This is a genomic window from Emticicia sp. (assembly GCF_049241225.1).
Classification (GTDB): domain Bacteria; phylum Bacteroidota; class Bacteroidia; order Cytophagales; family Spirosomataceae; genus Emticicia.
This window is the reverse complement of sequence record NZ_JBMLRC010000170.1, coordinates 1-14554: the sequence shown is the minus strand read 5'-3', so window position 1 is coordinate 14554 and position 14554 is coordinate 1. Positions and strand designations below refer to the sequence as shown.

At 36.3% G+C, this 14554-nt stretch carries 10 protein-coding genes; 9 read left to right on the top strand and 1 reads right to left on the bottom strand.

The features are described from left to right. The 4 genes from ACOVO2_RS09670 to ACOVO2_RS09655 all read left to right on the top strand — a co-directional run. Positions 1-1268, top strand: a 1268-nt coding sequence (locus tag ACOVO2_RS09670) for an OmpA family protein (RefSeq protein WP_421769766.1), incomplete at its 5' end; no start/stop codon positions are given. Positions 1269-1359: 91 nt separating this feature from the next. Further along, entirely contained in the window at positions 1360-2268 is a 909-nt protein-coding gene (locus tag ACOVO2_RS09665; RefSeq protein ID WP_421769765.1) for an HAEPLYID family protein, read from the top strand. Between the two features lie 28 nt (positions 2269-2296). Next, positions 2297-3025: a carbon-nitrogen hydrolase family protein gene (locus ACOVO2_RS09660; protein ID WP_421769764.1), complete on the top strand. Its 729-nt coding sequence runs from the start codon at positions 2297-2299 to the stop codon at positions 3023-3025. Between the two features lie 137 nt (positions 3026-3162). Beyond that, positions 3163-4764 (top strand): flavin monoamine oxidase family protein, encoded by a 1602-nt coding sequence (locus ACOVO2_RS09655; protein WP_421769763.1) that lies wholly within the window; start codon positions 3163-3165, stop codon positions 4762-4764. A gap of 88 nt (positions 4765-4852) precedes the next feature. On the opposite strand, the gene ACOVO2_RS09650 is transcribed toward ACOVO2_RS09655, so the two are convergent. Further along, the gene (locus ACOVO2_RS09650; protein WP_421769762.1) at positions 4853-6376 is read right to left on the bottom strand and encodes an NAD(P)H-hydrate dehydratase; all 1524 of its coding nucleotides are present in this window, start codon (positions 6374-6376) and stop codon (positions 4853-4855) included. 91 nt (positions 6377-6467) lie between these two features. On the opposite strand from ACOVO2_RS09650, the gene ACOVO2_RS09645 reads away from it, so the two are divergent. From ACOVO2_RS09645 to ACOVO2_RS09625, 5 genes are all read left to right on the top strand, one after another. Next, entirely contained in the window at positions 6468-7166 is a 699-nt protein-coding gene (locus ACOVO2_RS09645) for a TIGR04283 family arsenosugar biosynthesis glycosyltransferase (RefSeq protein WP_421769761.1), read from the top strand. Between the two features lie 81 nt (positions 7167-7247). Then, positions 7248-8285 (top strand): VOC family protein, encoded by a 1038-nt coding sequence (locus tag ACOVO2_RS09640; protein ID WP_421769760.1) that lies wholly within the window; start codon positions 7248-7250, stop codon positions 8283-8285. A gap of 79 nt (positions 8286-8364) precedes the next feature. After that, complete coding sequence (locus tag ACOVO2_RS09635) at positions 8365-8661, top strand: DUF952 domain-containing protein (RefSeq protein WP_421769759.1); 297 nt, start codon at positions 8365-8367, stop codon at positions 8659-8661. Positions 8662-8770: 109 nt separating this feature from the next. Further along, complete coding sequence (locus tag ACOVO2_RS09630) at positions 8771-13585, top strand: T9SS type A sorting domain-containing protein (protein ID WP_421769758.1); 4815 nt, start codon at positions 8771-8773, stop codon at positions 13583-13585. A gap of 484 nt (positions 13586-14069) precedes the next feature. Then, positions 14070-14554 (top strand): RlmF-related methyltransferase (locus ACOVO2_RS09625; protein ID WP_421769757.1); only part of this gene is annotated, 485 nt, incomplete at its 3' end.

The following is a 14554-nucleotide window of genomic DNA, read 5'->3' as shown; positions in this document are numbered from 1 at the left end:
TTTTAAACACAATGAAAAACTTACTCATAACAATCTTTACACTATCTTTTTTGAATGGTTTTGGTCAGTTAATCACAAAAATGCCTGAAATAGATGACCAAACAAGCTACGAAACTGATATTACGAAGGTCGAAATTCGTGGTGGCTACACCATTGTTTCGTTTAGTTATCAAATTGCTCAGCAGAGAAACAATTCTTATCAATTTCAATTTCCATTCCCCAATCAAAGTCAACCAAGCTCAAATTATACGATTTCATTTAACCCAAAAAGTTATTTGAATGGAAACGGCAAACGCTTCAAATACATTAAATGTACCGGTATTCCAGAACTTCCCGAAGAAAAGCAAGTATTTCCAGGTGAAAAATACCGTTTTACAGTTTATTTTGAAAAACTCGACGCTGGCATCGAAACTTTCAATTTGATTGAAGGTAAAAATCGCCCCGAAGAACGCCATAAATATTGGAATTTCTACGGTGTTCATATCAACAATCCACTAACACCTCCGCCAGCAGTTGCCAAAAAAAGTGCAGAGTCAGAAAAAGAAGAAGAAATATTGGTGACAATCAAAGGAAAATTGATTGATGCTAAAACCAACAAACCAATAGCAGGCAAAGTTTTGTATCGTTTCGATTTTGATGTGCAAAAAGCGGATTCAGTAAAAACTAGTGCAACAGGCGAGTACTCATTCAAAATTAAACCAGAAGCCTACACTTTTGTGGCATCAGCCAAAGGCTATGAGAATGCTCAAGAAAGCATGGATTTATCTAAAATTGGCAAAAGCCAACAGTTTTCGCAGAGCATTTATCTAAATCCAGTTGAAAAAGTAGTCAAAAAGCCAGAGCCGGTAAAAGAAGAAACTCCAAAGCCAGAACCGAAAGTAGAGACTGCAAAAGAAGAAACCAAAGAAATTAGTCCTGTAAAAATAGAAGAAAATAAATTTAGACTTGATAAGGTGTTCTTTGAAATTGGAGAATCAAAGCTTTTACCAGATTCGTATGAACAACTCGATGGGCTTTTGAAAATGTTAAAAGAAGACCCTAAAATGACTATCGTTGTTGAAGGTCATACTGACAATGTAGGCGACCCAACGCAAAATAAACGACTTTCTCTTGAGCGTGCCTATAATGTGCGTGAGTATCTGATTAGCAAAGGAATAGCGGGATTCAGAATTCAATTTAAGGGCTATGGTGATACAAAACCAATCGCTGATAATAATACCGAAGAAGGCCGTAAGATGAATCGTAGAGTTGAATTTGTGATTTTGTAAAGCATATAAAACAACGACTAATTTTTGTTTTAAAAAATAAATTGGACAGGTTGGTCGTTGTTTTTATTCATACATATCCGCAATTAATTCTATGAAAAGATTATTCAGTACGTTATTTTTCCTCTTTAGTCTATCAAACACTTTCGCACAACATATCAAACCAGATAGTAGCCAAACATCAAAAGACCTTTTAGATAGCTTATATATTTCTGAAATAGAGGCAGTCAAAGGAAAAGACAAAGTGCTGCATGCCGAACCACTATTTATCGACCTAATCAGAGACCTTGGTGCAAGAAAAGGCGAAAAAGAATGGAATGTTGGAATGGGCATGACCGACCATAAAAATTATGATACTTACAGTACATTAGTCGAATACGAATTTGCCCCAATTGACAGACTCGGCTTTGAAATTGAGCTACCATTCTCGTTTTCTTACCCGCTCGATACTCTTGTAAAGAAAAGTGAAATACCACAAAATAGACTCAATGGACTTAAACTCGCCACGCAATATTCGTTCTTTGTAAGCGAGAAATACAGTACAAGTATGGCTATCGGCTATATTCATGAATTCGAGATGACCAATTTTAAGCAATATGGTAAAAAAAGGTTATTTGAAGGAAATGTCTATAATCCGTTTTTTGTAGCAGCAAAAAGATGGACGGATAATATGCACACATTGCTTTATACGGGCCCATATATTCAACACCATTTCAAAGACAATTCACTGCATACAACTTGGCAAATCAATAGTAACTTTCACTACATGATTTCTGGCACTAAAAACTTCATTGGTGTTGAGCTTAATAAGGAAATCAACAAGCGTGACTTTGATATGACCATCCGACCACAAATGCGTCTGACGATTAGTGATAAAATGCTGGTCGGAATTGTTACTGGCATTCCTATCAATCGTGAAAGTCAGCGGTTCAGTACATTTATTAGGGTCATTTATGAACCAAGTCATCGAAGTAAACATAAATCTGCCTCGTTTAAGTCTTAGTTTTTTGTAAATTAGAACCTATAATGACATGAAAATCTGTTCTGCTCAAATACAATCAATCAAAGGCGATATTGAAAGAAATATTCAAAAACATATTTCTTTCATAAATTTGGCTATCGAAAATGGTGCTGACCTTATCTTTTTTCCTGAGTTGTCACTGACAGGTTATGAACCCACTTTGGCGAAAAAATTGGCCACAACCCAAGATGATAAACGATTTGATATTTTTCAAGAAATAAGCGATAACGAAAAGATTATCATTTGTGTTGGAATTCCCACTCAATTCAAAGAGCATGTTTGCATCAGTATGGTGATTTTTCAGCCGCAAACTTCAAGGCAAACTTACTCAAAACAAATGCTTCATGCTGATGAATATCCGTATTTTGTGAATGGAGAACAGCAAGTTTTTATTTCGCACAAAAACTACAAAATTGCTCCAGCCATTTGTTATGAATCTCTACAAATTGAACATTCAGCATATGCGGCTAGCAATCGAACAAATATCTATTTGGCAAGCGTGGCAAAATCGGCCAAAGGAGTTGAAAAAGCTAATTTACATTACCCCGAAATCGCCCAACATCTAAATCTTATAGTACTGATGGCAAATTTAGTTGGCCCAGCCGATGATTTTGTATGTACAGGAAACTCTGCTGTTTGGAATAAGGAAGGCACATTACTCGCTCAACTTGGTGATACTAATGAAGGAATCATCATTTTTGATGCTGAAACTCAACAATTCTCTACTCAAGTCATCTAAATTTTTCTGTAAAAGATAAAACAGGTATTTCTACCCATCCAAAACTCTTGGTTGTTCTTTAGTTTTGAATCAGCGATTAGAGCTTATCCTAATCGTCATTTTTTCGATTCGAACCGTTAAAACTATCAGAACAATTTATGAAAAACGAACATATCGACATCGCCATCATTGGTGCGGGAGTTTCGGGTGTTTATAGTGCATGGAAACTAAAACAAAAATATCCCAACAAAAAAATCGTAGTATTTGAAGGAAGCGACCACGTTGGTGGGCGTTTGCTCTCAGTAAAACCACCCGAAATACCAAACATGGTGGCCGAATTGGGTGGAATGCGTATCCTCGAAAACAATCAGAAATTGATTGTAAATCTTATAGCAGAGCTAAACAAAGAACTTTCGAGTGACGAACAAATCGAATTGTACGATTTTCCTGTTGACCAACCACAAAACATTGCCTATTTGCGTGGAGAACATCTACGTTTAGCCGATTTTACCACCAAACCCGATAAAGTTCCATACAACCTTTCGTTTTTAGAGAGAAGTAATTCGTCGGGAACAATCGTTGTGAATGCCATTGAGCAGTTAGTGCCTGGAATTACTAACCCCGATTTGACTGAAGATGACCGTCTCGAAATGACCAAAAATGCTACTTTCGAGGGCGTTCCATTGTATAAATTAGGCTTTTGGAATTTACTTTACCGAGTAATCAGCGGCGAAGCTTACCAATTTTGTTTGGATTCTGGTGGCTATAATTCAACGATGGTCAACTGGAATGCAGCAGCAGCCATTCCGTGGTATTTGTCAGATTTTGGCATTACACCAAAGTATAAAGGCTTCAAATACGGCTTCCAACAAGTGCCGATAACCTTAGGAAATTTCTTTGAAAAAATCGGTGGAGAAATTCGTCTAAACTCAAAGTTAGAAGCTTTTGAGTGGAAAGATGACAAGTTTGAATTAGTTATCAATGGCGAAAACTTGACTTCAAGCCAATTGATTTTGGCAATGCCACGCCGTTCACTCGATTTATTATCGCCAAGTTGCCCGAAATTGCAAGAAATTCAGTCGCTAATTGGCTCAGTTACCCCTCGTCCACTTTTCAAGGTTTTCACTACATATTCAAATCCTTGGTGGCGAGTGGCTGGTTTTACTGATGCAACTGGAAAGTACGTGCCATTGCAGTCGGGTAGAACAGTTACAGATTTACCAGTTCGTCAGACTTACTATTGGCCAAACAATGATGGCACTCCTGCCGAAAGTGGTACTTCGATGCTGCTGGCAAGCTACGACGATGGTTCAAACATTGGTTTTTGGGATGGTCTCCGCCCTCAACGCAAAAAAACTTGGGCCGAAGACAAATCGCATACCGAAATTGAGGAACCATTTGAAGGAGAAGCTGAAGAAAATGAAGCTTCGACAGAATCTGACGGTTTAAATCAAAAATGGTCGCAGTATAAAGCTCCACGTAAGATGATTACGGAAATGGCTCGTCAATTACGTAAAATTCATGACCTTGACTTTACGCCAAAAGTACGCAGTGCTGCTTTCCGTGATTGGGGCGAAGACCCTTACGGTGGCGGTTGGAATAGCTGGAATATCGGTGTGAAAACTTGGGAAGTAAGAGACAAAATCGTTCATCCGATTGATAACTGCCCAATGTATATTTGTGGAGAAGCCTACTCCGATGCCCAAGGTTGGGTTGAAGGTGCTTTGCAAACGGCTGATATCATGCTCAGCAAGCTATAAAGTGAATCATAAAGCACTTACCACCAAGGTTTTATTCTTGGTGGTAAGTTTTCCAATATTCACTCATTGAAAGCTATAATTGCTTGGTTTAAAACCTAATGTTTTCTACAATATCGCTGGCCATCATGCTTGTCATGCCGAACCTTTCGGAGGCACGGTCACCTGCCACTCCGTGTTGATAAACGCCCAAAATTGCAGCTACTTTTGGCTCGTAGCCTTGAGCTAATAAGGCCGTTATGATTCCCGTCAGTACATCGCCACTGCCAGCGGTAGCCATTCCTGCATTACCCGAAGAATTAAAATGAATTGTTCCATCGGGCAAAGCAACGGCCGTATTTGCCCCTTTCAAACAAACAATTAGTTTCTTTCTTACAGAAAACTCTTGTAAAAAATCTAATTTTTCATAATCATCCTTCCAAGATTTACCAATCAGATTTCTAAATTCTTTTGGGTGTGGCGTAAGAATTGAATTTTCTGGAATTTTATTTATGGCAGACCGCCCCTTCTCAGTCGAAAAATTATTTAGAGCATCAGCATCTAACACCATCGGGATTGCTAAATCTCGGCAAATTTCGCAGAGTTTTTCTAAACTCGTTCTAATGATTCCGTTCACACCAATTCCTGGCCCAACGCCAACTGCTTGAAAATGATTAATAAAATCATCAACATGAAAGTTGGTAGCAATAAAATCGGAGCTTTTACTATTCCAAGACTCCCAGTACATCGCTTCGGGCAGAAGTGTTTGCATAATTGGCAAGCCAGACTTTACAGAATGTACAGTAAGTTTTCCTACGCCCGAACGCATACACGCACGAGCCGCAAGCACAGCCGCCCCCATCATTCCGTGGCTTCCCGCAATGAGTAAAGCATGGCCAAATGTACCTTTATGCGAAAACTTCTTGCGTGATTTTATCAACTTCTCAACTTCTTCAGGTGATGAGAAATAGTATTGCGTTTCAGTATTCTGAATCAAATCTTTATGCAAACCAATATCAACAATGTGCCATTCACCCACAAATTCTTCATTCTGTGGCAACATGAACGCTAATTTTGGTAATTGAAAAGCCACTGTATGGATAGCTTTAATAATTGTATCTGTCGAATTATTTGACTTATCAGCAAACAAACCCGAAGGCATATCAACTGATATAATTGTCACTTCACTCCTATTAATATTTTCGATTACTGATTTTAGCAAACCCTCAATCGAACGAGAAAGCCCAGAACCTAAAAGTGCATCAATTATTACATCATTTTCAGAAAAATGGAGAGTAAAATATTCATTTTCAATATAATTAATAGTCAGTTGCCTTTCTAAACGCTTTTGATTTATCTGAAAATTTTCTGAGGTTTTATCCGAATATTTTACCACAAAAACTTCCAAATCATAGCCCAAAGGTTGAAGCATTCGGGCAATTGCCAAGCCATCTGCCCCATTATCGCCGAGTCCACAAAATATTTTTACTTTGAAATTTCCAGTTTCAAAATTCTTGCAAAACCAATTAACAAACGCCCTTGAAGCACGTTCCATTAAATCAATCGAAGCGATTGGTTCGTGCTGAATCGTGTAAGCATCAGCTTCTCTTATTTGTTCAACCGACAATATTTTCATGGATTTTCTTTCTTTAAATCTTAAAATGTATTTAATTCGTAAATATCGTAATTAACTTTATTGTTTTTTACATAAACTTCCATTAAAGCCATTGAAAATAAGTGTAATTATACCAACTTTTAATGAAGCCGAAAATATCGGTTGCCTCATCGAATCCTTAAAGATTTATGGGGATGAATTTCTACATGAAATAATCGTTGCTGATTCACCCAATTCGACCGATAATACAACAGAAATTGCTCAAAAATTAGGTGCGATTGCTCAAAAATCGCCTCGAAAAGGCAGAGCCTGCCAGATGAATTTTGGTGCTTCAATTGCCACTGGAGATATTCTTTACTTTGTTCATGCCGATACAAAAATCAACCCCGATTATGCCAATGATATTATCAAAGCCATTACGAAGGGTCATGATTTTGGGTGCTACCGTTACCAATTCGATGCCAGTGATTGGCTATTGAAAGTAAATGCATTCTTCACTCGCCTACCATTTATTTGGTGCCGTGGCGGCGACCAAACACTTTTTATTCGCAAAGAAGATTTTCTGAAAGTTGGTAAATTCAGAGAAGATTACCAAATCATGGAAGACTACGAATTTATCATTCGTGCAAATAAAGTGCTGAAATTTAAGATTATTCCTAAAAATGTAATCGTTTCTGCCCGAAAATACAAAACTAATTCCTATCTTCGGGTTCAGAAAGCAAATTTTAAAGTCATGCGAATGTTTCTGAGTGGAAAGGCTTCTCAGCAAGAAATGACCGAAACATACCGCAAAATGTTAGATTACCGATGATGAAATATGATATGTGTAGGGGAAATTTACTCTTAGGATGTCATAGAGTAAAAATCATTAAAAACTCCTATTAAATATTTTATGTCAGAATTGATTAGTGGAATTCAGCAAGTTGGAATCGGTGTGCGAAATGCCCAAGAAGCATTTAGTTGGTATAATAAAACCTTAGGGCTGAATGTCCCCCTTTTTGATGATGTTGCCGAAGCAACCCTCATGACACGCTACACAAAAGGCAATGTTCGCCAACGCCGAGCAATTTTAGCACTCAATATGGCTGGTGGTGGTGGTGCCGAAATCTGGCAGTCGAATCGTCCCGAACCATTGGCGGCAGATTTTGAACCACAAATTGGCGATTTAGGCATCTTTGCCGTAAAAATCAAATGTTCTGATGTAAAGCAATTTGCTGGTAGTCAGAAACTCTCAACTACTCAATCGCCCGAAGGTAAACCAACCGCTTGGCTCAAAGATAGCTACGGCAATCAACTTCAAATCGTTCAAGATAATTCTTGGTTTAAGCCCAAAGAGAGTATCACGGGTGGGGTTTTAGGTGTAATTATTGGTGTAAGTGATATCGACAAAGCACTTAAATTATATAAAGATGTACTTCAAATCAGCGAAATAGTTTATGATAAAACTGGTAAGTTCGATGATTTGAAAGAATTAAATGCCGATAAAAAGCAATTCCGCAGAGTTTTACTGAAAAAGCCTATGAATAAAACGGGGGCCTTCAGTAGATTACTCGGAAATGTTGAGATTGAGTTGGTACAAGCCCTCGAAGGCTCGCCTAAAACTATATTTGAAGGCAGAAGTTGGGGCGATTTAGGCTTTATCCATGTTTGTTTCGATACTCTTGATATGGATACCCTCAAGAAAAAGTGCGAAGCTAATGGTTTTCCATTTACAGTCGATAGCGATGACACCTTCGATATGGGCGAAGCAGGCGGACGTTTTACGTACTTAGAAGACCCCGACGGCACACTCATTGAGTTTGTAGAAACGCACCGAGTACCTGTTTTGAAAAAAATTGGCTGGTATCTGAATCTCAAAAAACGCAAAACGCAAAAGCCTTTACCCGATTGGATGGTTTCGACGATGGGTTGGGGAAAAGTAAAAGCATAATCAAAAACGCCCGAAATTGGGCGTTTTTTTTGTAACACAAAATTCCATTTTGTCCATCTTTGAAAAATAGAACAATACAATGGCAACAATCTACCATATCACCACCAAATCATGGTGGAGTAAATTTGAAAACTTGGATTACTACGAAAGTCCAACTTTTAATGAAGAAACTTTCATTCATCTAAGCACATCCGAACAAGTTTCGGGAGTTTTAGAAAGATACTACGCCGGTCAAACTGATTTACTGAAACTACATGTTGATACCGAGAATCTTTCAGCAGAATTGAAATACGAACAAGCTACCAATAATGAGTTTTTTCCGCATTTATACGGAAGATTAAATAAAAGTGCGGTATTTGAGGTGGAGAAGATTTGAAATAATTTATTCTAAAGACGTCTCAATAATTAATAATGATAATTTAGACGTCTTTTTTTTAAATATTTTTATTTCATATATTTGGGATCTAAAACCAAATCAGCTGTTTATGAAATTAAAATCTACATTACTTGTATTATTGATCTGCCTGTTTTTTAAGGTAAATGCACAATCTTCTTCAAATAGTGTTTATACCTACTTTTATTCACCATCTAATATGAGTCTTCAATGTGGAGACCGCCTAATCAATGGCCGAATCTACCAAAATCAGAATAACAACAGAAACATAGTTTTTGGAGAAAATAATAAGTATTTTCTTGAAATCGCGGCCAAAGGTTCTACGGTATATGCAAGAACTCAGGCAATAAAAACGGATATTCAAAGTACAGGAACTGCACAATTTTTACTTCCTGACACACTAAAATTAGGTAAATCGTATCTTTTGAGAATGGTATCTACCAATCCTGCATTGATTTCGGATACGCCTTATGAAATTGTTTTTGGCAACGGAAAACTCCCTTTTGATGTCAGTTTTAAACAAGAAGTTTCGTATTTTCAGCATAGCAACCAAGCTTATTTGAATTTCCGGGTAAGCCAACCAAATACTCAAACCAGCCGATATAATGAGAGTTTAAGTTACAGTATCAAACTTTCTAATGGGAATTCGTATCAGCAAAGTATATACGGAATGCCCTATACTTCTAGCTTTCTTGTACTACCTAAAGATTCGATAAATGTTTACAAGATAGATGAGTTTGTAAACAACTGTGGCGTAAAAGGGAATATTGATGGCGATGCTACGGTTATTAAAAAAAGTTTTGTTGATAAAATATATATTAAAAGTGTTTACTCATCGAGAATTATCTGTGCGGGTTCAAAGTTAAATCTTGATGTTGAATCAAAATCACTTACCACAAATTCCAAACTCAAACTTGAGTATTCAACTGATTATAATTTCAGCGAAGACAAAATTACATCGATAGATGTTAAAATAGATAACAACCAAAAAGTAATTGTTGATATTCCGAGCAATGTTTCACTCGAAACTTGGACCTACTTCCGTTTGGTGAGTGACTCACCTAAAATGACTAGCAATAGGTTAGATTTTCTTTTTAAACCAAAGCCTAGTTCCATTACTCCTTATCTAACAACTTCACAAAATAATAATCTATTAATTTATTTCAATCATTTTGTGAATAACAACTCAAACTACAACGGTCCGATTGTTGAAGCTGTGGTAAACGGCACCAAATTAACTCAATCAGATCTAACTGAAGGCAGTTGGACTTTTCCGATGCCCAAAAAAGACACGGTATTTACTTTCTCGAAGATTGTGAGTTCGTGTGGTGAAATTCCAATAAATCAATCAAGAATTGTAGTGCAACCCAATAATTTTGTAACTATTGAACTCGAAACAAATCAAAAAGAAGTCTGTCAAGGACAAAGTGTTGTCTATAATTACAAATCTTCAAATCCGGCTAAAAACAATAGTATTCGATTTTTTGCCTATATACAAGCCTACGGAAGAGATATGAACATTGCCAATACGCCGTATGTGTTCGCTAATACTTCAAATCTTCAAACCATTGTTGACCAAGAAAACAAAAGCGTTACAATCAAGATTCCTACTAATATCAACGAACAACTCTTATCACAATTTAAAACGAACAATCTGCTCTTAGAAGAGGTATATTTAAGTATCTATGCCAGTAGTAATGATTTTAATTTGAGAGTGAACAGTACGAGTAGTATTCGAACACAAATAAATCTAAACCCTGTTGTTTCACTCACAACTCCTTCCATAACAGCTGAAAAACCAGGTTATATAAACCTTCCTGTTAAATTTTCCGGGGGGCCAACTATTAATTACAAACTCTCGAATGGTCAAGAAGGATCAATAAATCATACTAGACCTGATTGTAACTCATGTAGTTCGGTTTTCGGAAATTCAAATTTCATTAGAATTCTTGCTCAAAAAAATGAAACTATAAAGTTTACTTCCGTCGAAAATGCTTGTGCTATTGGAAGCGTATCTGGCGAAACAAAGATTGTTTTAGATGAAACAAAACCATCCCTCATAATCGACGAATCAAAAATTTTAAAAGCTATATGTCGAGGTTCGAATATTGATATTCCATTTTTAAAAACTGGTAATTGGCCTGAAAAAAACACATTTAAGATTTATACTCGCACCTATTACAATGATAATAGCATCAAAAACACTACAACTGTTGTCAGCGAATCAGAGAAATTGCAAATAAAAGCATCAACAAATGAGTCTGAATATTTTTTTGATGTTTGGATAGAAAGTAACGGATCAGTTTCGAATACAGTGCGAATTGCTCTCGAGTCAAAGCCCAATAATTTATCTTTTACTACCAACCAGGTTTCAAGCTCATCAGTGTTTGATGACAATACTGAGATCATTAGTGTACCTAATGCATATTCTCAAACCTACTTTCAATTTAATGGCTATGGCAGTAATTTAATATTTACTGTTAATGGTAAGCAGAACAAACCCACTTATCAAAGCCTATCTTATTCAAGTTATTCAGATTACATTAAGAATTCGTCGAAAGATACTACCTTAACTTTCAATAGTGTATCAAATAGCTGTGGAGTAGTTGAAGTTAACAAGAAATACAAAATAGTCGGTGTACCAACGGTAATCTTTAGTTTTGAAGATAATGCAAAAAACTTTCTTCCTGTTTCTCCGTGTGCGGGATCAAAAAGAGTAACTGAGTTTCAGTATTATGGTAAAATTCCAGAGAAAGATTCTTTAGTTGTCCAACTTGCTAAATATAGTCAAAAAAATCCTTTACCATTAGAATCTAATAAGCTCAGATTCTTCGATGTACCAACAACCCGACAAAAACAAACACTCATCTACACATTGCCCGATACATTATCGGGAGAATATGTATACAGAATAAAATCACTTACGAGTAATATTAATTCAAACTTTAATTATTTGAGCTATACTATTCAGCAAAAACCAAGCGTAAAACTCACAGCTAAAAATAATAAAAATGAAGTAATAGGTATTCCTGGTGCTTCTCTATACTTGGATACTAAGCCTGATCAAAACTCAACATTTTATGTTACGCTCAATAACGGTCAAACTTATTCTAACTTTGAGTTTGGACTTTATTACGACTATATTCGTTCAGAAAACAGCAACGACTACAAAATGCAATTACAAAATTATGGCAAGTATTTTACTCCATTTACCACTACCAATTATTCAATAAAATCTGTCTTTAATCAATGCGGCGAAGGGAAATCGGAGGGAAATGTAACCATTGTCGTTCAACCAGCTGTACGTCAGCAATTTAGCAACACTTCCTTGAGCAATACATATTGTAATGGAGACAGCATAAGCCTCGATTTAAGTTATTATGGAACATTCCCGAAAGATACGCTTATGGGGCTATATTTACATACAACTGCCAAAGCATCATATAATCTAGAATTGACCACTTTCAAAAACAACCCAAAAAAAATCTCAGTAAAACTTCCAACCGATATCAATTCAGGTTATTACTTTCTACAAATTCGCAAAAAAAGTAGAAGTATGATCTATAAGTCGGGTAAGAATATGAGTTATGATTCCCTTCAATATGTTCAAGCAAAACTCAATTTAGATAGTGATATTTCCTTTCTATCAATTGCCTCTGCACCAAATATTGCATTGAGTGGCTCTACCGAGATTTTCGTAGGAAATTCTGCAACTTTGTATATCGAACCACTTAATCAAAAAGGTGAAAACTTCGCAACTTCCAAAGATACTATTTCCTTGGTTGGAGGAATGGATTATCATTATCAATTAAGTAATGGCAATAAATATAGTAGCAACAGTCAAAACTTTAGTCTTTCTCCACTTAAAACAGAAACCTTTTCAATAACTTCAATTAAGAGTGCATGTGGTGAAGGAAAAGCCGTTGGTTCGGCAACTATAATTGTTTTACCAAAATCTGATAAAAGGATCGAGACAGTCGGATATTTTAGAAACAAAGGCAATTATGATTCGTATTACAGCAATTACCAAGATTTTTGTGCCGGAACCAAAGACTCTATCGATATAAAAGTATTTGGCAAAGACCTAAATATTCAGAAATACTTTGTGGTGTTATCCGATATCTCGGGAAATAACTATACCGCTGTTAAAACCGAAAAAACATCGATAATTACCGACTCGCTTACTTATAAAATGATCAGATTATGGTTTCAATTACCAGAAAATTTGGCCACGGGAAAGACCTATCGAATCAAAGGAGTTTCGGAAGATAATTCCATTTTAAGCACCCCCCTAGTAAACCCTCTATCGATAATCGAACTCCCAACCGCCAGTTTGGTTGGTAATACTCAGTTCATTAATGGCGAAAAAGTAAATGCACTTGTCAAACTCACCGGTGACGCTCCTTGGTTGATTTCTGTGAAAGATAAAGATGGCAACTTTGTTTACAATGGTTTACCAACTAAAATTGATAGTACAGAGAAATTTAAAAATTATGAGCCAAAACTAATTTATACAAACGAATTAAAGTTGGAATTAAACCCAGAAAAATCTAATGTATACAAAGTTACGGATGTATTTAATGTAGCCTGTGGACTGGGAAAAGTTATTGCCGGCGAACTATCCGTCAATTTAGTTTTAGCCAACGAAAATCCAAATAATACCCACATTCAAATTTTTCCAAACCCAACTGTCAATCAATTAAATATTGATTTAAAAAGTTTAAACGCTACAACTTTAGTAGAAATCTTTGATCAAGTGGGCAAATTACTTGACAGCAAAAGCTTTAACCAAGACCAAATCCAGCAAAATCAAAGTTTGGATTTCAGTCAGTATAATTCAGGTGTGTATATAATAAAAGTCAACAGCGATAAATTCTCACAAACCTACAGGGTTGTAAAACACTAAGCTTGGGCCATTTTTAATATCTCTCGTAAGTATTCGGGTGATAGCGGCTAGCCCTCCGTAGACAATATATATTCTTAGCTTTTTAAGTTTCGTAGTGATGCATCAGTCGTCTCTACGAAACTTTTTGCATTTTAATTCATTACCAATTTTACCTATATCACATCAAAAACCTTTTTTCAGCTTCGCATTAAACTTAAAAATCAAGTAAAAACCCCTATTGATTGTAGTAGTTTAACTCTATGTAGCTTCACCAGAAGCCCCTAATTTTGTAATCACTTTACAGCCATGAAATAAGTAAGTACCAAAAGTCGGCTCTTCGGAGTCGGCTTTTACTTAATCAGTCTCAAACATATTAAAGATAAAAAGTTAGAAAATTCATTAGTTTAGGGTTAGTTAAAAAAACGCATAGCACACCTCTATTTTAGGGAGTGTGCTATTTTTGTTTCTGCAAATTATAGCCGTACTTTGTCTAAAAAATGAGTATATGTACGGAAAAGGAAAGCAAAAAGAGCAAAAAACAACAAATTCAAGCGAAAAATCTGGGCTTCACCCTCGAAACCCACATCGTTTTCGTTATGATTTTAAGGCACTAATTGCCTCTTGCCCAGATTTAGAAAAATTTGTTAGCCTCAATAAATTCGGTGATGAAAGCATTGATTTTGCCAATCCTGATGCCGTAAAAATGCTCAATCGTGCCATTTTAAAGCATTTTTATCAAATTCAGCTTTGGGATATTCCCAAAAACTATCTTTGCCCACCTATTCCTGGCCGTGCTGATTACATTCATTATATTGCCGATTTATTGGCTGACGACAACCAAAAGCAAATTCCAATTGGCAAGAAAATCAAGATTTTAGATATTGGAGTAGGTGCCAACTGCGTTTACCCAATCATTGGCTCGCAAGCCTACGATTGGGATTTTGTCGGCACTGACATCGACCCGATTGCCATCAAATCTGCCCAAAATAT

Bases quoted from the DNA above. Each gene is read 5' to 3' on its own strand.
- ACOVO2_RS09650 (WP_421769762.1), bottom strand. From the start codon at position 6,376: ATGAAAATATTGTCGGTTGAACAAATAAGAGAAGCTGATGCTTACACG.
- ACOVO2_RS09665 (WP_421769765.1), top strand. From the start codon at position 1,360: ATGAAAAGATTATTCAGTACGTTATTTTTCCTCTTTAGTCTATCAAAC.
- ACOVO2_RS09660 (WP_421769764.1), top strand. From the start codon at position 2,297: ATGAAAATCTGTTCTGCTCAAATACAATCAATCAAAGGCGATATTGAA.
- ACOVO2_RS09640 (WP_421769760.1), top strand. From the start codon at position 7,248: ATGTCAGAATTGATTAGTGGAATTCAGCAAGTTGGAATCGGTGTGCGA.
- ACOVO2_RS09655 (WP_421769763.1), top strand. From the start codon at position 3,163: ATGAAAAACGAACATATCGACATCGCCATCATTGGTGCGGGAGTTTCG.
- ACOVO2_RS09635 (WP_421769759.1), top strand. From the start codon at position 8,365: ATGGCAACAATCTACCATATCACCACCAAATCATGGTGGAGTAAATTT.
- ACOVO2_RS09630 (WP_421769758.1), top strand. From the start codon at position 8,771: ATGAAATTAAAATCTACATTACTTGTATTATTGATCTGCCTGTTTTTT.